The organism is Saccharopolyspora sp. NPDC045839 (assembly GCF_056431645.1).
Window position 1 is genome coordinate 33,353 of sequence record NZ_JBWKKH010000014.1, and the last position, 21,029, is coordinate 54,381.

The following is a 21,029-nucleotide window of genomic DNA, read 5'->3' on the forward strand; positions in this document are numbered from 1 at the left end:
ATGGATTTCGAGCCGTCGTCGACCCAGCGCGCGCTACTCGACGCCCTGGGCACCTTGCTGAGCCGGCACGCCGGCACAACTCGCAGCCGTGAACTCGCCGTCCGTGGCGAGTACGACCACACCCTGGAAGCCGAGCTGCGGCGGGCCGGCTTCCTCGACCTGTTCGGTGCTGAGGAAGCCGGTCCGCTCGGCGCGGCGCTCGCGGTCGAGCGGATCGCCGCCGAGCTCGGCGCCATCACGCCGGTGCCGCACCTGCTGGTGCTGCCGGCGCTCGGGCTCGATCAACAGGAGGGGCCCATCGCCATGGCGGTGGGCGGGGATCCCGGCCCGGCCCGCTTCGGTGGCGAGGCCGGGCGGATGCTGCTGGCCGACGGCGACCGATGTGTCGTCGCCGAGCTCGACCCGGCTGCCGCCGAGCCGGTGCCATCCGCCTACGGCTACCCGCTGGCGCGGGTCACTCCTGCACGACGGCGTGAGCTTGCTCCCGGAACTGCCGCGACCATGGTGAATTGGTGGCGGGTCGGAGCGTCGGCGGAAGCAGTGGGGATGATGCGGCAGGCCCTGGATGTCGCCGTCACCTATGCCAAGGATCGCAAGGTGTTCGGCCGGTCGCTCGGGTCGTTCCAGGCGTTGCAGCACCGGTTGGCCGAGCTGAGCGTGCTCGTCGAGGGTGCGCGCTGGCTGGTCTACGAGGCTGCTTTCCGCGGTGCGCCGACGGAGTCGGCCGCCGTCGCCGCGGCGCACACGATGGCCGCGCTGAGCCGGTTGACGCGGGAAACGCACCAGATCATGGGCGCCGTCGGGCTCACGAAGGAACACGACCTGCACCTGTGGACGCTGCGCATGCAGGCGCAGCGGGCCGAACTCGGCGGCAGGCGCGCGCACGAACGCACGGTGGTGGCCGCGCGCTGGGCGAGGGCGTCGTGAGCATCGCGCTGACCCGCACTGCGGAGCAACGTGCGTTGGCCGACTTGGTCCGGAGCTATTGCGCGGCGCGTTGCACGGAGGAGGTCCGGTGCGCCGGTCCCGGTTCCTTCCCGTGGCCGTTCTGGCGAGGGCTGGCCGAGCTGGGTGTGCTGTCGCTGGCGGTGCCCGGTGAGGGCGGCGGGGCCGGCGAGATCGCCGCGGTCGGTGCGGAACTCGGGCGAGCCGCCGCACCCGGGCCCCTCGTGGCGACCGTGTTCGCCACGCACACGCTGCCAGCGGGAATGGTCGACCCCCTCGCCAACGGCACCAGCCTTCCCGCGTTCGGGGAGCCACCGCTGCTGCCCTGGGCCCCGCTGGCGGAGGTGTTCGTCGAAACCGACGGCGAAGGGGCATGGCTGGCCCGTCCGACCGGGACGGTCGAGCCGGTCGAGACGCTGGGCGGCGAGCCGTGGGGCCGGGTCGTCCTGGAGCGCGTGCGGGCGTTGGAACGGGTGCGCGCCGGGATGGCGTTGTCCGATGTGGCCCTTGCGGCCTACCTGTGGGGCGCAGGCCGGCGACTGCTCGACGCGGCGGCCGAGCACGCCAGGACCCGCGTTCAGTTCGGCCGGGCGATCGGTTCCTTCCAGGCGGTCGCGCATCCGATCGTGACCGCGGGCGTCGCGTTGACGTCGGCCGAGAAGCTGACCACAATGGCCGCGCTTGCGGTGGACGCAGGTTCCCAGGACGGTGGCGTGCTGGCGGTTTCCGCGCGGCTGTCCGCTTCCCGGGCCGCGGTCGAGGCGGCGCTCGTCGCGCACCAGACCTTCGGTGCGATCGGGTATTCCGTGGAGGGGCCGATCGGGCAGGTGGCGCACCGGATCAGGCAGTTGGCAACGCTGCCCGGCTACGCGAACCGCCTGGGCGAACAGGTATTGGCGAGATACTGCCGGAAAGGTCAGGGATGATGAGCGAGCAGGATGCAGCTGTTGCCCCCGAGGTGCTCTTCGACAAGCGCGACCACGTCGCGTACATCACGCTCAACCGTCCGCACAAGGGAAATTCGCTGACCGGGTCGATGATGCCGCGGATGAAGGAGATCTGGGGCGAGGTGCGCGACGACCCGTGGATCCGCGCGGCGATCGTCACGGGTGCCGGTGACCGGCACTTCTGCACCGGTGCGGACGTCAACGCAGTCGCCGAACGCGGTGGCATGAGCACCGGCACCGGGCCGCTGACCGATGAGGTGTACTGGTCGCCGAAGCAGAACCGGGTGTGGAAACCCGTGATCAGCGCGGTCAACGGACTCGTCGCCGGCGCGGGACTGCACTTCGTGGTGGACGCGGACATCGTGCTCGCCGTGGACCACGCGGCCTTCATGGACACCCACGTGAACGTCGGGCTCGTCGGCGCGATGGAGAACATCGGGCTGGCGAAGCGGCTGCCGCTGGGGTCCGCGCTGCGGATGACGTTGCTGGGAAAGAGCTATCGCATGCCGGCCGAACGAGCCTACCAGCTCGGCCTGGTCGACGAATTGTCCACAACGGCCGGTCTGATGGACGCGGCCGAGGAGATGGCCCGCGCGATCGTGCGGAACTCGCCGGCCGCGGTGTCGCTGTCGCAGCAGGCGATCTGGGGCTCGCTCGAAATGGGATACGCGCAAGCGTGCGAGTACGGCTGGGCGTTGCTGCGCATGCACTGGGCCCACCCCGACGCCAAGGAAGGGCCGCGCGCGTTCAGCGAGGGCCGGGAACCGAGGTGGACCACCGGCGCGGAGGGTTGAGATGGATTTCGGCTTCACACCAGAAGAAGAGGCCTTTCGCGGCGAGGTCCTCGAGTTCCTGGACAGCTACCGCGACGTGAACGGATACTTCCATCGCGGGGCGAACACACCCGACGGGGTCCGGCGCGTCTACCGGGCGCTCGGGGACCGGGGCTGGCTGTCGCTGTCCTGGCCTGTCGAGTTCGGCGGCGCCGGCCGCTCGCCGGCGTACGAATTCATCTTGTGGGACGAGATGGCTTACGCCCGCGTGGCCCGGCCGCCGATGGGACCCGGCCTGGTCGCCAAGGCGCTGATGTCGCACGGCACCGACGAGCAGCGCACCCGGTTCCTGACCGAACTGCGGCGCGGCCGGATCAACTTCTGCCTCGGCTACTCCGAACCGGACGCCGGCTCCGACCTGGCGGCGGTGCGCACCCGGGCCCGGCGCGACCGCGACGAGTACGTGGTCGACGGCGCGAAGTGCTGGACGTCCAACGCGCACTGGTCGGACTACATCTGGCTGCTGTGCCGGACCGGCACCCAGGACAGCAGATCGCGCGGACTCAGCGTGCTGATCGTGCCGCTGGACAGTCCCGGGGTGTCGGTCTCGCCGATTCCGACGCTCGACGGCGGGCGGCTGAACGAGGTCCGGTTCGACGGCGTGCGGGTCCCGGTGGGCAACCGGGTGGGCGACGAGAACGAGGGCTGGCAGGTGGTCAGCTCGGCGCTCGCGGTGGAGCGGCACGTGCAGTTCCCACCGAAACGGCTGCGGCGCGACCTGCACGACGTGGTGACCGGGTTGGAGGCCGCCGGTGCCCTCGGTGACCCGGTCGTCCGGCGCCGGCTCGCGGAACTGGCCGTGCGCGTTGCGGAGGTCGAGGCGCTGGCACTGGCGCTTCTCGGCGAGGTGATCAGCGGTGAGCCATCGGCGGTGCCCGCGGCCTACCACAAGCTGGCGGGGACGGTCCTGGCGCAGGACATCGCCCGTGCCGGACTGGAGTTCGGCTCGGCCGAGGCGCTCGTCAAGGGAACCGACGCAGAGTTCATGTGGCGACAGTCGATCCTCGAAACCATCGGCGGCGGCACCTCGGAGGTCATGCGCGGGCTCATCGCCCGGCAGGAATTCGGGCTGCGCGCCTGAGCCCGGTACTGGATTGACGTTCGCTCACGGCCAGGGGAAAGAGGCGCTATCCATGCCAGAACGGTCCAGCAGCCCCGCCAAGGACCTCGTCCTGACCGAAAGGCGCGATCGAACCCTGATCGTCACGATCAACCGACCCGAATCCCGGAATGCGGTCGATCTGGCGACCGCCGAGCAGATCGAGCGGGCGATGGACCTGCTCGATGACGACGACGACCTGTTCGCCGGCATCATCACCGGCGCAGGCGGGACGTTCTCCGCCGGGGGCGACCTGAAAGCGGCGGCCAGGGGCGAAAAGGCGGCCACGCCGAAGCGGGGCGGCTTCGGAGTTTTCCGGCGGCCACCGCGCAAGCCCCTGATCGCCGCGGTGGAGGGGTTCGCCGTCGGCGGCGGGTTCGAGCTGTGCCTCTCCTGCGACCTGATCGTCGCCTCCGCCACCGCTCGGTTCGGGCTGCCCGAGGTCCGGCACAACGTCGTGGCGGCCGGCGGCGGACTGTTCCGGCTACCGAAGCGGTTGCCCTACCACGTGGCCATGGAGCTCGCCTTGACCGGTGTGTTCCGCGACGCGGAGTTCTTCCACCGCTGGGGTGTGGTGAACCGGGTCGTATCCCCGGGAGCCTCCTTCAAGACCGCGTTGGAACTTGCCGAATCTCTGCGGGAAAACGGGCCTACGGCGGTGATGGCGTCGAAGGAGATCATCTTCCGGTCGTCGTCGTGGGCGGCGGAGGAGGAGGCGTGGGAGGCACAGCAGCCGATCGCCGCCAGGGCGCTCGACTCCGAGGATCGGCTCGAGGGGCTGGCAGCGTTCGCGGAGAAGCGCAAGCCGAGATGGACGGGACGCTGAAGAGTCATGGACTGCAGTTGCACCGGTGCGGCTGCCGGGGGAGCGGGGCGGAACTCCTGGGTGTGCATGTTCGCCCGGCAGCCGTGCACGGTGTCGTCGGAGTAGCCACAGATGACAGTGGCCCGGACGGCCGGTGCGGTTGAGCACGACCTGGATGGGGAACCCGTCGAGCACCACGCGTTTCGATGCCGGGGGGTGAGAGCGCTGATGTCGCGTGTTCCGTTCTTCGTGGTGGGTGCGGGTCCGACGGGCTTGCAGAAGGCCTACTTCCTGCGCCGCGCTGGATCGTTGCGTCGCACTGGGGCTGATCGTTCGCCCGGCGGAACCGAACCAGCGGCCGGGTACGCACTTCCGCGGGCGGTCGAGCCGCCCGTCGCACACCGGACGGAGCCCGGGTGATGCCCGAAATCATCGTGGCCCCCGCGCTACCGCCCGACTGCCGTCTCGATCGCGACATGTCGACCATCCTCGATTGGCTGCGCGACTACGTGAGCAGCCCGGCAGAGCACATCGGCCGGCCCGGGCCGGTCTGCCCGTTCATGCCCGGGGCCCTCAATGCCGACGCAATCCGCTTCAGCTTCCACTACGGCGTCGACGCGTGCGACGTCGATGAGCTGCGGCGCCTGGTCTCCGCCAAGTTGCGCGAGTTCAAGCGGACGACGGCGCCGCCGAAGAAGTCGGGCATCTCGCTGGACGGCCTGCTGGTGGTCCTCCCCGACGCCGCCGAGGCAGGCTGGCGGCAGATCGACGAGAGCTACGGTGAGCTCAAAGACCTGGCCGTCGGCGCGGGCCTGATGATCGGCCAGTTCCATCCTGCCTGCGACGAACGGGCCGTGCGCAACCCGGCCTTCCCGGTCTCCCGGTCGCCGATCGCGCTCTACGCCATCCGGCACATGGCACCACACGACGCGCTCTTCCTGCACGCGGACCAGGAATGGTTCCAGGAGTACGACGCGAGATTCGCGGCGCACTCCACACGGACGCGGACGGACCCACTCATCCGCGAGCTGCACCAGAGCGCCAGAAACCGCTACGGCGGGAATCGGCCGGGGGCCGTGCTGATCCGGCAGATGGTTTTCGGCCAACTGCTCTCCCGCGCGGTGTGCGCGGCGGCCGAGCTCGGGATCTCGGACCTGCTCGCCGACGGCCCTCTGCCGGTCACGGAACTGGCCAGGCGCGCCGGTGCGGACCTTCGGCGGTTGTCCCAGCTCATGCGGAGCCTGTCGGCGTTCGAGGTGTACCGTGCCCGCGCTGATGGCTCGTACGAGCTCGCCCCGCTCGGGGCGGCGTTGCGCACCGGGGTCCCCGGATCAGCACTTCCGACCGCACTGCTGGCGGCCGGCGAGATCGGAACCGCCTGGACCGGCATGGCCGGCACGGTGCGCACCGGCAGGACGGCGTTCAACGAGCTGCTAGGCGCGAACCTCTTCGAACACCTCGGCCGGGACACGCGGCTCCGAGAGCTGTTCGACCGGTCGCAGGACCACGACCAGGAGCTGGAGATCGACCAACTGCTCGAGGCGGTCGGTTTCTCCGGGCATCGCCGGATCGTGGATGTCGGGGGCGGCGATGGCGCGTTGCTCGCCCGTCTGCTCCAAACCAACCCAAGCGTCGAAGGGATCCTGCTGGACAGGCCCAAGGTCACCGCGAGCGCGCAGGCTCGCATCGACCGCATGGGCTTGTCCGACCGCTGCTCGGCGATCGCCGGGGACTTCTTCTCCTCCGTGCCGTCGGGCGGGGATCTCTACATGCTGCGCCAGATCCTGCACGACTGGGACGACGAGCATTGCGTCGAGCTGCTGCGCGTCTGTCGGCAGGCCATGCCTCCCGGCGGCCACCTCATGATCGTCGAACGGGTCGTCGAGGACGGCGACACAGGGCAGGACGCGCGGTTCGCCGCACTCATGGACCTCTACATGATGACCGTGGTGGGCGGAGAAGAGCGCTCGGCTCGCGAATTCAGCGAACTGCTCGGCAAAGCGGATTTCACCGTCCGTGCTATTCACCGTCTTCCCACGGCAGTTGTCGCGATCGACGCCTGCCCCGAGTGAATCGCACCCCCAGCGGACGATTCAGAGCCTGGCTGAGGGTGACGAAGCCGGGGGTCTCGGGCCATCCACACAGTCGGTGGCTGGTTCTGGTCCGCGTGGTACGGATCAACTCCGCCGAATGGATCGCGATGTACCACTTGCCGACCGACTGCTCCGTGCCCGCTCAGCTCGAACAGGCGCTCGTCCGCTTCGCAGGAGAGCGCTGGAAGCCGTTCGACTGATCCGGTGCGGTGAACGAAGTTCCCGGTCGCCACGTCACAAGGCGAATACAAGTGTCAACGCGGCTTCGCTGTCGGGGTGATGCTCGCCACCACCGCCGCGCCCGGGGGCGGCGGGAGCGGGTTGGGGTCCCCGTAGGTCCCGACAGGGGCGAACGGCATGAACGCCTCGACCGGCCGGGGCTCCAGGTATGCCTTCATGAACTGCTGCCAGATCCGGTTCGGGTACATCTCGCCCATCATCGAGCCGTGGGACCCCACCACCGGCTGCGGTCGGCCCTTCTCGTCACTGGCGCTGACCGACACCGCGACGGCGATCTGCGGCGTGAACCCCGCCGTCCATGCCGTCAGGGTCTTGTCCGGAGAACCGCCGAACTGGGCGATGCCGCTGTTCCCCGCGACCGGCCGCTCGGTGGTGAGCCCGCCGGTGGCCGGATCGTTGAGGAGCGTCGAAGGGTGCGACCACCGCATGGATTCGGTGACGTTCCCGGCGATGTCCCTGCTCTCCGAGGGATTGTCGGAGAAGGCGCTCGCCGGCGCGGTCGCGAAGTCGGCCAACTCGTTCCCGTTGCTGTCCAACACCTTCTGCAAGAAGTGCGGTTGCGACCGCATGCCGTCGGCCAGCGTCGCGTACCCGTGCGCGATGTCCACCGTGCTCACCGGGTAGTCGCCCATCGCGATGCGGATCCCCACCTCGCCATCAGGCTCCTGCATCGACGGTTTCCCCCCGGCGGTCGGGGAAATTCCCGCACGCAGGGCGGCATCGCGCACTTTCCCGGGACCGAACTTCAGGGTCATGTTCAGGAAGGCCGTCTCGACCGACTCCGACATCGCCGAACGGACGCTGCAGGGCGAGACGTCGGAGCAGGATCCGGTGTTCCGGTACGTGGCGCCGTTGATCTCCTGCGGTGACCGCCCGTTGTAGACCTCGCCGAGGCCGTAACCCTGCATCAACCCCGCGGCCACGACGAACGGCTGGATCGTCGTGCCCGGCGGCTGCACGGCCTTGGCCCAGTCGAAGCCGCCGATCTGGCGGTCTCCGCTGTGGTAGGCGCGAATTGCACCGGTACCGGGCTCGATCGCCACCAGCGCCGCCCGGATGTTCTGCGGTTGATTCGCGGTCTCCGCGGCCATCGCGGACTCGGCCACGTGCTGCGCGTCGCGGTCGATCGTGGTGATGACCGTGCTTCCGTTCTGATGCAGTTGCTGGGCGCTGAACCCGGCTTGCTCCAGCTCTTGCAGCACCCGTTCCCGGACGTGGAACAGCGGACCGGACATCTCCTCGCCCCGCCACGCGAACCGCTCCCGGGTCTCCGGCATCCGCATCGCTACCCGCTGCCCGGGGTCGACCATCCCGTTGGCGAGCATCTGGTCGGCCACGTAGGTCCAGCGCCAGTTCGCCTGATCCGCGTCCACCCGCGGGTCGTTCTCGTTCGGCTTCTGCACCATGCCCGCCAGCAGCGCCGCTTCGGACGCGTTCAGGTCGCGCGGCAGCTTGCCGAAGTAGGCGTTGGCGGCGGCGTGGACGCCCCAAGCACCGCGCCCGTAGTACGCCGTGTTGAGGTACGCCTTGAAGATCTCGTCCTTGGGCTGTTCGTTGGTCATCTTGAACGCCAGCACGATCTCCTTGAACTTGCGGGCGTAGTTGTGCTCATCGTCGCCGGTGGCGAGCTTGATGTACTGCTGCGTCAACGTCGAACCACCCCCGGCGCTGCCCGTGATCTGCGCGAACACCGCGCGCACGATGCCGGACAAGTCGAACCCGCCGTTGGTGTAGAAGGACGCGTCCTCGGCGGCGAGGGTGGCCTGCCGCATCGGCCCGGAAACCTCCCCCAGGTCCTGGATCATGATCCGGTTCCCGCTCTCCGGCACGATCCGCATCATCTCGGAACCGTCCGCGTACTTGAGCACGATCGACTGCTGCGTCCCGGCGGCGACCTGCTGCGGATCCGGCACCTCCCAAGCCAGGTACCCGACGCCGAAAGCACCCGCCACGGCGAGGACGAAGCCGCCGATGACGGACAAGCCGATCCGCCGAACGCGCCGCCAGCGCCTGCCGGTCTTGGGAAGAACCACGGTGGGCTCGTCGTGCACAGGTCCCGCCCTTCGGAGTCAAGGAGCTACCAGTGATCAAGACGCGGCGAATCGGACCCAGGTTGCACATGCGGCTCCCGAAAACCAAGAATGTCGGCTCTGTCACAAAGTCGGTGATTCGAGGACAGGTGATCTTGGGCCGAGCCGGTTGGTCGATGATGGCTTGTGTTCCCGCATCTGTCCGGCCTGCACCCGTGCCGACTCGGCTCGGCACGGCGATGAGTGTCGAGCGTGCTCGGATGGTCAGCGGTGGCGATCGGGGTGGTTGGCCGGAAGAGTTCGGGGTGTTCAGGGGATGGAGGTGTGCTGATGCTCGCCGACGAACTCGACAGCGAGGACATCCGCCGGCATCGAGCTTCCACCCACCTGCTCGTGAGTGGTCGCCGGCCGGCGTGTGAGGTGTTCTCGTATTCGCTCAGCCTCCTGGAGGCAGAAAGGCAAGGCTCGCCAGGCGAGCCGGGGTGCCTGATGACCGACAAGATCGACTTCAAGAAGACTCTCGACTCCTATCAAGCACAACGTGGCCGATTCCGGTTCGTGGACGTGCCCGACATGCAGTACCTCATGGTCGACGGCCACGGCGACCCCAACACCTCGCCCGCCTTCGCCGAGGCGGTCGAAGCGCTCTACCCGGTCGCCTACAAGCTGAAGTTCGCCAGCAAGCAGGGGCTCGGCCGCGACTACGTGGTCCCGCCGCTGGAAGGCCTGTGGTGGGCCGAGGACATGGACTCCTTCACGGCCGGGCGTGACAAGTCGCAGTGGGACTGGACGATGATGCTCATGGTCCCCGACTGGATCGACCAGGCCATGTTCGCCGCCGCCGTCGAACATGCCGGGACGAAGAACCGGCCAGCGCGTCTCGACGACGTCCGGCTGGAGGCGCTGTCCGAGGGGCGGTGCGTGCAGACGCTGCACATCGGCTCCTTCGACGACGAGGCGGACGTGCTCGCGCAACTGCATCATGAGTTCATCCCCGGCCACGGGTTGTGCATGGCCGGCAAGCATCACGAGATCTATCTCAGCGACTTCCGCAAGGTCGCGCCAGAGAAGCAGCGCACCATCCTCAGGCAACGGGTGCGTTCCGCTGCCGCCGGGGATGTTCAGCACCGCTGAACCAGGCCGGATCATCGCCACTAGCCCGCTCTCCAGTCGTGTGGTGTCGATGGAGCCGGGTGCGTCGACGAGTCGGTGCCTGGCGAGTTCCACTGTGGACATGTTCCGCAGGTCAGGTCGTTCGCCGCCGCTGTGCTGGACCCGGAGTGCAGTGGGGCGGCGTCGACCGACGCGAACCTCATTGCGGTCGTCCAGACCCGCGCTGCACTTGGGTGCGGCGTTGGTCCGCTGACCGGTCGTGGGTGCGTGGCGGCGGTTTCCGGACTCGCGGCAGAATGTGGCATGCTCGAAGCACGTCCGCGGTGGCGGAAGAAGCGGTACATCCTCGGCGGTGTCGTCGTGGTCCTCGCCGCGTTCGCCTTCGCCAACAACACCCAGCTGTTCGCCGAGGTCGGCGGGGAACCTCCGAAGCTGCTGGCACATCGCGGTGTCGCGCAGACGTTCAGCACCGCCGGCGTGGAGAACGACACGTGCACCGCCGAGCGGATCGATCCTCCGGCGCACGGGTTCCTCGAGAACACGATCGCCGGCATGCGCGCGGCGTTCGACTCCGGGGCCGACCTGGTCGAACTCGACGTGCATCCCACCAGCGACGGGCAGTTCGCGGTCTTCCACGACTGGGAGGTGGACTGCCGCACCGACGGGTCCGGCACCACCCGGGACTTCACGATGGCCGAGCTGAAGGCGCTCGACATCGGCTACGGCTACACGGCGGACGGCGGCCGGACCTTCCCGTTCCGGGGGCGCGGTGTCGGGCTCATGCCGTCGCTGGACGAGGTGCTCTCGGCGTTCCCCCAGGAGCCGCTGTTGATCCACGTCAAGAGCGAGGACGCGGGCGAGGGCGCCGCGCTGGCCCAGCGGCTGTCCGAGCTGGACGCGGCTCGGCTGGCCAACATCGCCGTCTACGGTGGTGATGCGCCGGTGCGGGCCGTCCGGGACCGGCTGCCGCAGATCCGCGCCGCGTCGAAGGGCAGCATGACCGACTGCCTTCTGCGGTACGAGGCGATCGGGTGGACCGGGATCGTTCCGGACGCCTGCGCGAACACCGAACTGCACATCCCGGAGTCCTACGCGCCGTGGCTGTGGGCGTGGCCGTCGAAGTTCGTGAGCCGCATGGAGTCCGCGGGCACCCGCGTCGTCCTGGTGGCCGGATCTGGCGGGTTCTCCGAGGGATTCGACACGCAGGAGTCGCTGGGGCGGATTCCCGGTGGTTTCAAGGGCTTCGTCTGGACCAACCGGGTCGCAGAGGTGGCGCCGCTGATCGACCGCTGAGGCGGGAGGCGGAGTTCGACCAGGCCGGCAGGCACGAGTCACGGGGTGGCAGCACGCCGAGGACGAGCTGCACGATCCGCGGTCCCAGGCCCTCAACCGCCCGGCTCGCTGAGCCACGGCCCCCGGAACAGGAGAGGAGGAACACCCCATGGCACGGGTACCGGATGGTTCTGGGGCTTTCGCCTCGCTGCGATCGACGAATGGTCCTGATCGACTTCGATGCGGACTCGAGTGGCAGAACTGCTGTGTAGGTTGGTTTTGTGCGAATTTTGTTCAGTGCAACCCCCGCTCACGGCCATGTTCTGCCGTTGGGGCCGTTGATGCAGGCCGCGGTCGAGGCGGGGCATGCCGTTGCGCTGGCGACCAGCGCCGGCGTGCGGGACGAGGTCGGTCCGGAGCTCGCATCCGAGGTGGAGTTCCTGGCCGCGGGTGCGATGCCGATGGAGTTCTCCGAGGACGCTGCCCGCCGCACCGGCGCAGACCCTTTCCACCCGGGGCCCGAACTCATCGGGGAGATCTTCGGCGGCTCCCGCGTGGACCTCGGCGGCGATGAAACGATCAGTCTTGGCCGCGAGTGGGCGCCCGACCTGATCGTGGCCGAGATGTTCGACGCGATCGGTCCGATGGTCGCAGCCGCTCTCGGGATCCCCTGGTACCAGGTGGGTATCGGCCCCGCGACGCCCGCTGTGATCACCGAGATCGAGCGCGTCGCGGCTTCGCGCTATCGGGACGCCGGGCTGGACCCCGTTGAGCCGCTGAGCTACATCGACCCGTGTCCACCACAACTGCAGGACCCCGACTGGTCCAGCCGCGTACCCGTGCTGCCGCTGCGTGCGCAAGCCCACCGACGCCCCCGCGACATGGCATTCGAACCGCCGGCCTTCGCGGACCCGGCCAAGCCCACGGTGCTGGTCACCCTGGGCACGATCTTCTCCGACCCGGATGTGCTGGACACGACCGTGGGGGCGACGGCAGGCCGCGACGTCAACGTGATCGCCACTGTGGGCTCGTCGATGAGGAACCCGGCCGCGGGCGATGACGGCACCCGGCCGAGCCGGCGACCCGACGGCGTCGAGGTGCACTTCGTGCCGTTCGTGCCGCTCGGCCAGCTTCTCGACCGAGCGGATCTTGTCGTCGGTGCCGGTGGTCCCGGCACGGTCCTCGGCGCCCTGGCACACGGTCTTCCCATGGTGTTGTGGCCGCAGGGCGCCGATCAGCCGATCAATGCCGCCCGCGCCGCTGCCGCCGGAGCGGCGATCACCGTTGACCGCGGGGACGAGATCTTCCCCGCGGTGCGGCGGGCGTTGGGGGAGGGTACCTTCCGCGATCGGGCCCGGGCCGCCGCCGCGGAGAACGACGCTCGTCCCGGCCCCGCCGATGTCATCAAGGAAATCACCCAGGGGCCCATCGTTGGCTGAGATGACCGCTGTGCTGGTGACGTGTTAGCAGGTCGGCGTCCCGACCTCGACCAACGTGCTGCCGAGGAAGTCGACGAGTTCGTCGTGGGCGTCGAGGGGGAGGACGTTCGCGACGTACTGGTCCGGCCGGACGACCACGAGGGCTCCGCGGTCCCGGTCCAAACCGCGCAGATCGAAGATGTCGGTGGCCGGATCGGGGCAGAAGACCTTCTCGTAGTCGATGAGCTCGAACGATCCCTTGCGGGGGAGGAGGACCGGCGGCAGGTCATCGACGGTGACGTCGCGATGTCCCTGCTGGAGGACGGCCCGGACATCGATCACCGAGTCGGGGTCGGCGCCGGGCGGGGTGAACCGGGCGATCGGTGAGCCTTCCGAGGCCAGGAACCCGGCCAGTTCCCGCAGCCGGGAATCGGGGCCGCCGGGATGGGCCCGGTCGGCGAACGCGTAGAGGCGCCAGGCGCCGTCGGCCCGGGCTGCGTGGCCGAGGTGCATCGGCTTGGCGTCGGCCAGCCGGATGACCGGCGCGGAGTGGAACCGCATCCCGATCGGGAAGCCCGCCGCCAGGTGCTGGTGGGTCGGTGCCGCGGTGAGGACCGAGGGCTCGTAGCGGACCGCGACCCCGGCGGTGAACCGACCCTGCTCGCGGAAGTAGTGCTGGAACCGCGCCGGGTCGGCGTCCTTATCGCTGTCCGGCCGGGTGCTGAACAGCGCAGCGAATTCGCGGTCGAAGTCGATGAGCTGCTGGGCGACCTTCTGCCGTTCCGCCGAGTAGGTGCGCAGCACCTCGGGTCGCGAGGTCCCGCGGAGCACGGTGCCGAGCTTCCACCCGAGGTTCCAGGCGTCGGCCATCGAGACGTTCATGCCCTGCCCGGCCTTCGCGCTGTGGGTGTGGCAGGCGTCGCCGGCGATGAACACGCGAGGCTGACGGGTGTCGGTCTCGGCGTCGGGGACGTCGTCGAAGCGATCGCAGAGGCGCTGGCCGATCTCGTAGACCGCCCACCACCCGACGTGCTTCACCTCGAGGGTGTAGGGGTGCAGGATCCGGCCGGCGACTGCGGCGAGTTTCTCCGGGGTCACGCTGCGCTCGCGGAGCATCTCGGCGTCCCGGTCGTTGTCGAGCTCGATGTAGAGCCGGACCAGGTAACCGCCTTCGCGCGGGATGACCAGGATGCTGCCCTGCTCGGAGTGGATGGCGGACTTGAGCCGGATGTCGGGGAAGTCGGTGACGGCGAGGACGTCCAGCACGCCCCATGACTGGTTGGCCGTGTCGCCCTTGAGACGGCGGCCGATGGCTTCCCGGGTGCCGCTGCGCGAGCCGTCGCAACCGACGACGTACCGGGCGCGGATGGTCGAGCTTTCCCCGGTCGGCTGGAAGTCCTTGACGTGCTGGAGTGTGACCGTGACCGGGTGTTCGTCGTTGGCGTCGGTGTCGATCCGCACGTCGGTGGCGTGCAGCCCGTAGCTGGGTTCGGCACGGGAGGCGGAGCGGCGCATGTGGTCGCGCAGATAGGCCAGCATCCGTGCCTGGTTGACGATCATGTGCGGCATCTCGGAGATGCCGTCCTCGACGTCGTCGATGCGTCCGGTCCGGACGATGGAGGTGCCGTCCTGGGGGTCCGGTCGCCAGAAGGTCACTTCGTTGACCTGGTAGCCCTCGTGGACGAGCTGGTCGGCCAGGCCGAACGCCTCGAACATCTCCACCGTCCGGCACGCCACGCCGTCGGCTTGGCCGACCTCGAGCGGTCCGTCCCGCCGGTCGACGATCACGGTGTGGATCTCGGGGAACTCGGCGAGCTGGGCCGCCAGGACCAGCCCGGCCGGACCGCAGCCGATGATCAGAACATCGGCCGTGTCCGGCAGGCCGCCTGGACGGTCGGCCAGGGACGGGTGGGGGTCCGCGACGAACGGGTCACCGGGCTTGTAGCCGTCGAGATAGAACTGCACTGGTCTTGCTCCTCTGGGCATCGGACCACCCGGGGCCGTCAGGGCGTGGGCTGCCGAGCCTTGCCGCGGACTACCGGGTAGCACGTTCCATCGTGCGGCAGTGACGCCCTGACGGAAAGTCTGTTCTGCTATGAAGAACAGCCAACGGCCGTGGGCGCCACGAATCGACATGTGCGAGCCGTTCACGAAGGCGGCCGGTCGCTCCTGGGAGGAGCGAAGCTGTACCGCGGCACATGGGTGTCCGCGCTTTCAAGCGGAGAGCCGCGTGGGTTCCGGGAAGATCCCTCTCGGTCTCTCCGAGTCAAGTCGATCACGGGTTCGGTGCCCCTTCGGGCAACGTTGCCCGGACTCGTCCGATTTCGTGCGGGTGGACGCAACCCCGGTGGGCATGGTGCGTCTTCCGGGATGACAAAGCGGTGAGAAACCGCTGATACACCTGAGGAAAAGGAGAGCACCGTGCTCAAGCGCCACCGTATGACGACGGCCATCACCGGTATTCTGGGTGGGGCACTGCTGATCACCGGCTGCGGAGCCGCCTCCGCGCTCCAGCCCTCGCCGGCGCCCGAGCGTGGCGCGGCCAATGCCGGTTTGGCCTCGGGCGGGGGCGGCGGGGACATCGGCACGTCGAACTGCTCGGAAGCCGATTTCCGCATCTCTGCCACACCTGTGGAGGGCGAGCCCGGCAGCTTCATCGTGTCGTACGAGAACCGGTCGGACAAGACCTGCACGATCAACGGCGGCGTGCCCAACCTCCAGGGCCTGGACATGAGCGGCTCGCCGATCGAGGAACTGCCCGTCGAGGACGTGCGGCTTCCCGACGCGCCCGAGGAATTCACCCTCCAGCCCGGCGAGAGCGCGTACGCCGGCATCGGCATGATCCTGACCGACAGCAACGACCCGAACGCCAATGTCCTCACCGGGTTCCAGTCCTCGCTGCCGGACATGTCCGAGCCGCAGCCGATCAACGTCGTCGGCGACGAGATGCGATTCGCCGCGGAGCACCTGCGGGTCAGCTCGCTGGTGTCCACCCCGGAAGAGCTGGGCTGACGGCGATGGATCTGGGGAGCCGTCGCAACACCGCAGCGTGTCGGCGGTGACGAATCGCGTGGCAGAACGCTCGGCTGGGGTGTCCCGGCCGAGCGTTTCCAGCCGGCGGGGCGACTTTGCCGATGGGGAGAAAGTCGTGCGGTAGCACTTCTTTCCGCTCGCAGCGCAGGAGTCAATGCTGCAGGGCCTTGAACTCGTCGAGCCAGGCGTAGTTGGGAGCGGGGGTGCCGTCGGGGAGGGGCTGCACCGTGCGCGAGGCGAACAGGCTGTTCAGCAGCCACGGCTTCTTGTCCGGGCCGAAGCCGTTCGACATGGCGGCGTCCTGGCCGACCCCGTAGGTGGCCACGGCGAGCTTGCCGGTGGCCCGGAACTTCTGCGTCTGGTCGTGCAGGAAGTTCTTGTTTTTCTCGAACCACGAGCTGGTGCGCAGGAAGTCGTACCACCGTTCCTGCGGGAACGGCTTGTCGAGCGCGTTCTTGATGACCTGCCACACCCGGGTGTCCGGCGGGATGTCGTACTTGTCCGCGTACTCGCGGGACACCCGGTCGGTGAGATGCTCCTGCCAGAGCTGCACACGGGAGAACTCGGTGGCGAGGAAATTCTTATCCGGACCCAGCCGGGGCAGGACGTAGTCGAGGTAGGCATCGGCGTCGCTCAGGTTCGCAACGTGCGGATGGATGTCCGTGCCCTCGATCTCCGGGGTGTCGCGGACGTAGGCCATCCAGCGCTCGGTGCCCTCACCTGTCCACTCGGGATCGTCGAGGTGGTTGAGCGATCCCATGTAGAGCCTGGTCTTGCACTCGTCCGGGAAATGCGCAGCACGATACTTGATGACGTGGTCGGCGATGTCCTCGTAGAAGGCGTTGATGGCCCCGTTGTTCCAGTCATCGTGCGGACATTCGATGAACGGCTCGTTGCCGATTTCACCATGATCTGCGTGTCCTATGTGGATAGCCGGTCACCGGGACGCGGTTGAGCGCATCCGCTCGACGACACGGCTCTCCCGAGCCTCGGCGATGACCGAAGAGGCAGACTCCTGCAGCGTTCAGGCAGCACCACGGTTCGCGGGTACCCGCCAATCCTCCGAGGCCGGTAGGAATGCTCGCAGATGCATCGCGTCGATCGCGGCCAGGTCCCGGTGACGAACCCCACACGGAAGGACAGTGCGTGTTCTGCGCTGATAACGCATGAACTCGGCGGATGGGAATCCGTCATCCGTCGCCGACGAGGCCGATCCGTCTACGGCGCAGCATCTTCCGCCGGCCGATCCGCTGCCGGGAACGGCCGGCCCCGGATCGCGGGCGGTCGCTGCGAGACCGCTGAGAATCCTGTTCACATCACTGGCCCTGCCGGCCCACATCCGGCCGCACGAACCGTTGGCGCGAGCGCTGCTCAGGCGCGGGCACGACGTGCGGCTGGCGACAGCGGCGTCGATGGAGCGCCTCGTGACCAGGTCGTACGGCATACCCCACCTGCCGGCCGGGCTCGACTGGACCGCGGACCCGGACATCGAGCGGCGGCTGACGTCGGCCTTGGCCCGGGATGGCAACGAAGCCTTCTGCCGGGTGCTCTACGGCGAGGTCCTGGCCGGGCAGTGCGTGCTGCCGATGTTCGAGGACCTGCTGGAACACTCGCGGCACTGGGCCCCCGACGTCGTCGTCAACGACTGCGCGGAGTGGGCGGGACCGCTTCTGGCGCTGTCGCTGGGAATCCGGAACCTCTCCGCCGACAACGGCCTGCTGCGCAACGTCTGGGATCACCACGCCGATCACATCCGTCCGAGGCTGACCGAACACCGCTCGGCGCTCGGCCTCGGCCCCGAACCCCGGACACCGAGCAGCCTGGACCACGTGGTGCTCACCCCCGCACCGCGGGAACTCTTCCTCGCAGACCTGCCCATTCCGGCAGTCCAGCCCTACCGGCACGAGAACCCCAGGCAGGCCCGCGAAGGGCTCCCGCGCTGGGTACGTGAGCTGCCGCACGACACGCCCTTGGTCTACGTGATGCTCGGGAGTTCCGGGAACTGCGCGCCAGGCATGGCGGCCGGTTTCCACCGGGCGAACCGCACCGTTCTCGAAGCCCTGGCGGACTTCGACGGCGCCGTGATCGTCGCGGTCGGACGCGGCAACGTCTCCCAGTACCTCCCACAGCCTCGCCGCATCCGCGTGGTGGACTACGCGCCGCAAACGCTCGTGCTCCGGCGCGCCGACGTGTTCGTCACGCATTGCGGGTTCGGTGGATCGCGAGAAGCGATCGAGGCCGAAACCCCGATGGTGATGCTTCCGTGGTTCGCCGACCAGCCGCTCAACGGAAGAGAAATGGCCGCGCGGGGCATGGGGCTGCTGCTCGACCGGTTCACCGCAACCCCTTCGCAGGTCCGGGACGCGACTTTCGAGGTTCTCACCGAAAAGCGTTACCGCGCTGCGGTATCCGCGGTTCGGCGGCGAATGATCGCTCTTCCGGGGCTGGAGAAGATCGTCGGCGACGTGATCGAGTCGTGCGCCGAGCCGGTACCGGCATGATCCCCGAGAGCGCCGCTCATCCAGGAGGGCCGCCGCAACGCGTGCGGGTGGCTGCCACCGGGTGACCAGCGTGTTCAGCTGCGGATAGTGGCTTCCTGGTTCGGTCTGATCGCCGCCCGCAGGGGCTGCCCTGCGGGCTGTGTCCCCGCATCGCGGGGCCCTGGGCCGGATCGAGATCCGCACCCTGCGCGCTCGCATCGAGCCTTCGCCGGGTGGGACCGCCTTCCTCCAGATTTTCATAACGACTGTTGCGCAAAATCTCGGGGGCTCGGTATGGTCCCCTCCAGTCGTCTGGCGCTCGCGACCAACATGCACGACGTTGCGGCGGGCGGGTCCTGGCGGCGACCGAGGCAGCTGAGTCGGGAGCGTTCGGCTTCCGCGCCTGGATCGACGCCGTCGGCGGCGTCGGCCCAACAGCAGAAGAGGTGCGATGTGACCGTCGATGGAATCACCTACTCGTCGTTCAGCGGTTGGATCGATCCCCCCACGGAAGTCGTGCCGGCGCTCGAGGGTGAACTCACCTGCGATGTCGCCGTCGTCGGTGGCGGGTATGCCGGCATGGCGGCCGCACTGCGGCTGGCCGAACGAGGCGCCGACGTCGTCTTGCTCGAGGCCGAGTTCTGCGGCTTCGGGGCGAGCTCTCGCAACGCAGGCCAGCTGTCGGCTTCGCCGGCCGGTGATCCCCAGCTCCTGGGCGCGCTGCACCCGCACCGTCTTCGCGGCATCGTCCGCTTCGCGCAGGGATCGGTCCGCTTCACGGAGGAACTGCTCGAGCGGCTCGAGATCGACTGCGACTACGAGCCGACCGGCAACGTAGGGGCAGCGGTCTCCACGGGACAGCTCCAGAAGGTGCGGCGAATCGCGAAGATTCTCCAGAAGGCGGGGGCGGACGCCGAGTTCGGCGATGGCCGCGATCTCGGTCTGCCGGACGCGTTCCTCGGCGGTCTCCTCGAACCCCTCGGAGGACTGATGAACCCCGGGAAGTTCGCGCGCGGGGTTCGGGAGGCGCTTCTCGGCTCGGGTGCGAGGGTTTTCGAGCGCACTCCCGTGCGAGCTGTGGAGCCCACCGGTGCAGGAGTCGTCGTCAGCGTGCCGGGAGGCCGCGTCCGTGCCGAGCGGGTCGTGCTCGCCACCAACGCCTACTCGCGCGACCTCGCGATCGCCCCGAAGCGGCTGGCGACGCCGATCTGGGTTCGCATGGTCGAGACCGAACCGATCGAGCCCGCACGCCTGGAAGCGACCGGCTGGACGAGTCGTGCCGGCATCGCGACCAAGCACAACATCATGGAGAGCTACCGCCTCACGCCGCGCAACACGATCGTCTTCGGTGTTCGCCGGCTCCAGGTGGGGCGGGGAGCGCTGGAGACCCGTGGCCCGGACCCGGCGGCCGTCGCGGACCTCGCCCGCGGCTTCCGCTCCCGGTTCCCGTCGCTTCGCGACGTCGCGCTGGACCGGACGTGGGGCGGGTGGATCGCGATGACCCCGCCGTGGTTGCCCGTCGCCGGTGAAGCGACGCGGAACGTCTTCTACGCCATCGGCTGCAACGGCCACGGCCTCGCCCAGGCGCCCTACCTCGGCACGCTGCTCGCCGACCGGCTCGCCGGCGACGAACCGCACGACGACCTCAGCGCCGTCTGGCGAGCACAGCCGCGGTTCGCGCCGACGCCCATCTCCAACCCGCTTGCCCTGCGTGCCATGTGGATGATCGACCGGATGTCGGACCGCCTCCACGGCCGCAAGGGCTGAAATGTCCTTCAAGGACTCATGACGGGAGTTCGTGACATGTATGACGTTGCGGTAGTCGGCGCCGGGTTCGCCGGCGTGATCGCGGCCCGGGATCTCAGTGTCGAGGGCTGCTCGGTGATTCATCTGGAAGCGCGCGACCGGATCGGCGGCCGGACCTTCTCGGGTGAAGCCTTCGGCCGCTCGGTGGAGTTCGGCGGCGCGTACGCGCACTGGACCCAGCCGAACGTCTGGCGCGAGCTGGAGCGCTACGACATCGGCCTGTCGACGCCGCTGGAGATCGAGAAGATCCACTGGCTCGCCAATGGCGACGTGCATTCCGGAACCCCGGTCGAGTACGCCGGTTTCGGCGACCCGCTGGTCGCTCGATTCGTGGCCGACGCGCGGGAGCGGTTTCCACGGCCGTTCGACGTCGCAGCCGTCGACGCCAGTGCGATCGAGCAGGAGACGCTCGGGGACCGGCTCGACTCGCTGGAATTGTCCACATGGGACCGTGACGTGCTCGACGGCATGGTGTCGTCGCTGGTCCACTCCTACCGCGAGCAGGGCATGGCGCAGTTCCTCTTGTGGGTCGCGGCCAATTTCGGCGATTGGGGCGCGTTCATCGAGACGGCCGGTCACTGGCCGATCGAGGGCGGGACCAAGCGCCTGCTCGACGCGATCACCGGCGATTCGAAGGCCGAGCTGCGCCTGTCCACGCCGGTGGCGGCGATCGAGGACGACGGAGCCGGGGTCGTCGTGACGACCCGCGACGGCGAGCGCATCCGAGCACGGCGGGCGGTGATCGCGCTCCCGCTCAACACCCTGAACGACGTGGCCATCACGCCTCCGGTCGCGCAGCCCGTGCGCACCATGATCGACCAGGGGAACCCGATGAAGACGACCAAGATCTGGGCGCGGGCCAAGGGCGAGATCGAGCCCTTCGTGGCAACGCCCCGGTCGGCAAGCACCCCATCA

General features: G+C 68.8%; 15 protein-coding genes and 1 pseudogene. 13 read left to right on the top strand and 3 right to left on the bottom strand.

Annotated features, from left to right (window positions below; translation table 11 throughout):
• The 6 genes from AC07EQ_RS20750 to AC07EQ_RS20775 all read left to right on the top strand — a co-directional run bounded on the left by AC07EQ_RS20750 (window position 1) and on the right by AC07EQ_RS20775 (window position 6,701).
• A complete protein-coding gene (locus AC07EQ_RS20750; RefSeq protein ID WP_478389555.1) occupies window positions 1–927 on the top strand; it encodes an acyl-CoA dehydrogenase family protein in 927 nt (308 codons plus the stop codon).
• Complete coding sequence (locus AC07EQ_RS20755; RefSeq protein ID WP_478389556.1) at window positions 924–1,871, top strand: acyl-CoA dehydrogenase family protein; 948 nt, start codon at window positions 924–926, stop codon at window positions 1,869–1,871. Before AC07EQ_RS20750 ends, AC07EQ_RS20755 begins: the two co-directional genes overlap by 4 nt.
• Entirely contained in the window at window positions 1,871–2,686 is an 816-nt protein-coding gene (locus AC07EQ_RS20760) for an enoyl-CoA hydratase/isomerase family protein (protein WP_478389557.1), read from the top strand. Before AC07EQ_RS20755 ends, AC07EQ_RS20760 begins: the two co-directional genes overlap by 1 nt.
• Window position 2,687: 1 nt before the next feature.
• Complete coding sequence (locus AC07EQ_RS20765; protein WP_478389558.1) at window positions 2,688–3,806, top strand: acyl-CoA dehydrogenase family protein; 1,119 nt, start codon at window positions 2,688–2,690, stop codon at window positions 3,804–3,806.
• Window positions 3,807–3,858: 52 nt separating this feature from the next.
• A complete protein-coding gene (locus AC07EQ_RS20770; protein ID WP_478389559.1) occupies window positions 3,859–4,650 on the top strand; it encodes a crotonase/enoyl-CoA hydratase family protein in 792 nt (263 codons plus the stop codon).
• A gap of 455 nt (window positions 4,651–5,105) precedes the next feature.
• A complete protein-coding gene (locus tag AC07EQ_RS20775) occupies window positions 5,106–6,701 on the top strand; it encodes a methyltransferase (RefSeq protein ID WP_478389560.1) in 1,596 nt (531 codons plus the stop codon).
• Window positions 6,702–6,976: 275 nt separating this feature from the next.
• On the opposite strand, the gene AC07EQ_RS20780 is transcribed toward AC07EQ_RS20775, so the two are convergent.
• Entirely contained in the window at window positions 6,977–8,995 is a 2,019-nt protein-coding gene (locus AC07EQ_RS20780; protein ID WP_478389561.1) for a transglycosylase domain-containing protein, read from the bottom strand.
• A 486-nt stretch (window positions 8,996–9,481) separates the two neighbouring features.
• On the opposite strand from AC07EQ_RS20780, the gene AC07EQ_RS20785 reads away from it, so the two are divergent.
• The 3 genes from AC07EQ_RS20785 to AC07EQ_RS20795 all read left to right on the top strand — a co-directional run bounded on the left by AC07EQ_RS20785 (window position 9,482) and on the right by AC07EQ_RS20795 (window position 12,816).
• Window positions 9,482–10,126 carry a GyrI-like domain-containing protein gene (locus AC07EQ_RS20785; RefSeq protein ID WP_478389652.1) on the top strand — a complete coding sequence of 215 codons (645 nt, stop codon included), beginning with the start codon at window positions 9,482–9,484 and terminating at the stop codon, window positions 10,124–10,126.
• 282 nt (window positions 10,127–10,408) lie between these two features.
• Window positions 10,409–11,398, top strand: a complete 990-nt coding sequence (locus tag AC07EQ_RS20790; protein ID WP_478389562.1) for a glycerophosphodiester phosphodiesterase family protein — start codon at window positions 10,409–10,411, stop codon at window positions 11,396–11,398.
• Between the two features lie 410 nt (window positions 11,399–11,808).
• Window positions 11,809–12,816: a glycosyltransferase gene (locus AC07EQ_RS20795; protein ID WP_478389563.1), complete on the top strand. Its 1,008-nt coding sequence runs from the start codon at window positions 11,809–11,811 to the stop codon at window positions 12,814–12,816.
• Between the two features lie 24 nt (window positions 12,817–12,840).
• Here AC07EQ_RS20795 and AC07EQ_RS20800 read toward each other — a convergent pair whose 3' ends face one another.
• Entirely contained in the window at window positions 12,841–14,760 is a 1,920-nt protein-coding gene (locus AC07EQ_RS20800; RefSeq protein WP_478389564.1) for an FAD-binding monooxygenase, read from the bottom strand.
• Between the two features lie 456 nt (window positions 14,761–15,216).
• Between AC07EQ_RS20800 and AC07EQ_RS20805 the strand changes: the two genes are divergently transcribed.
• A complete protein-coding gene (locus AC07EQ_RS20805; RefSeq protein WP_478389565.1) occupies window positions 15,217–15,807 on the top strand; it encodes a DUF4232 domain-containing protein in 591 nt (196 codons plus the stop codon).
• Window positions 15,808–15,979: 172 nt separating this feature from the next.
• Here AC07EQ_RS20805 and AC07EQ_RS20810 read toward each other — a convergent pair whose 3' ends face one another.
• On the bottom strand, window positions 15,980–16,588 hold the full coding sequence (locus AC07EQ_RS20810; protein WP_478389566.1) for a hypothetical protein: 609 nt from the start codon (window positions 16,586–16,588) through the stop codon (window positions 15,980–15,982).
• A 664-nt stretch (window positions 16,589–17,252) separates the two neighbouring features.
• Between AC07EQ_RS20810 and AC07EQ_RS20815 the strand changes: the two genes are divergently transcribed.
• From AC07EQ_RS20815 to AC07EQ_RS20825, 3 genes and pseudogenes are all read left to right on the top strand, one after another.
• Window positions 17,253–18,329 carry a glycosyltransferase gene (locus AC07EQ_RS20815; RefSeq protein ID WP_478389567.1) on the top strand — a complete coding sequence of 359 codons (1,077 nt, stop codon included), beginning with the start codon at window positions 17,253–17,255 and terminating at the stop codon, window positions 18,327–18,329.
• 432 nt (window positions 18,330–18,761) lie between these two features.
• Window positions 18,762–20,075, top strand: a complete 1,314-nt coding sequence (locus AC07EQ_RS20820) for an NAD(P)/FAD-dependent oxidoreductase (protein WP_478389568.1) — start codon at window positions 18,762–18,764, stop codon at window positions 20,073–20,075.
• Window positions 20,076–20,111: 36 nt separating this feature from the next.
• A pseudogene (locus AC07EQ_RS20825) lies at window positions 20,112–20,975 on the top strand (flavin monoamine oxidase family protein); the annotation flags it as partial.
• Window positions 20,976–21,029 lie beyond the last annotated feature (54 nt).

Coding starts and splice junctions, on each gene's coding strand:
- AC07EQ_RS20750 (WP_478389555.1), top strand. CDS start 1: ATGGATTTCGAGCCGTCGTCGACCCAGCGCGCGCTACTCGACGCCCTG.
- AC07EQ_RS20785 (WP_478389652.1), top strand. CDS start 9,482: ATGACCGACAAGATCGACTTCAAGAAGACTCTCGACTCCTATCAAGCA.
- AC07EQ_RS20790 (WP_478389562.1), top strand. CDS start 10,409: ATGCTCGAAGCACGTCCGCGGTGGCGGAAGAAGCGGTACATCCTCGGC.
- AC07EQ_RS20810 (WP_478389566.1), bottom strand. CDS start 16,588: ATGGGATCGCTCAACCACCTCGACGATCCCGAGTGGACAGGTGAGGGC.
- AC07EQ_RS20765 (WP_478389558.1), top strand. CDS start 2,688: ATGGATTTCGGCTTCACACCAGAAGAAGAGGCCTTTCGCGGCGAGGTC.
- AC07EQ_RS20775 (WP_478389560.1), top strand. CDS start 5,106: ATGTCGACCATCCTCGATTGGCTGCGCGACTACGTGAGCAGCCCGGCA.
- AC07EQ_RS20770 (WP_478389559.1), top strand. CDS start 3,859: ATGCCAGAACGGTCCAGCAGCCCCGCCAAGGACCTCGTCCTGACCGAA.
- AC07EQ_RS20760 (WP_478389557.1), top strand. CDS start 1,871: ATGAGCGAGCAGGATGCAGCTGTTGCCCCCGAGGTGCTCTTCGACAAG.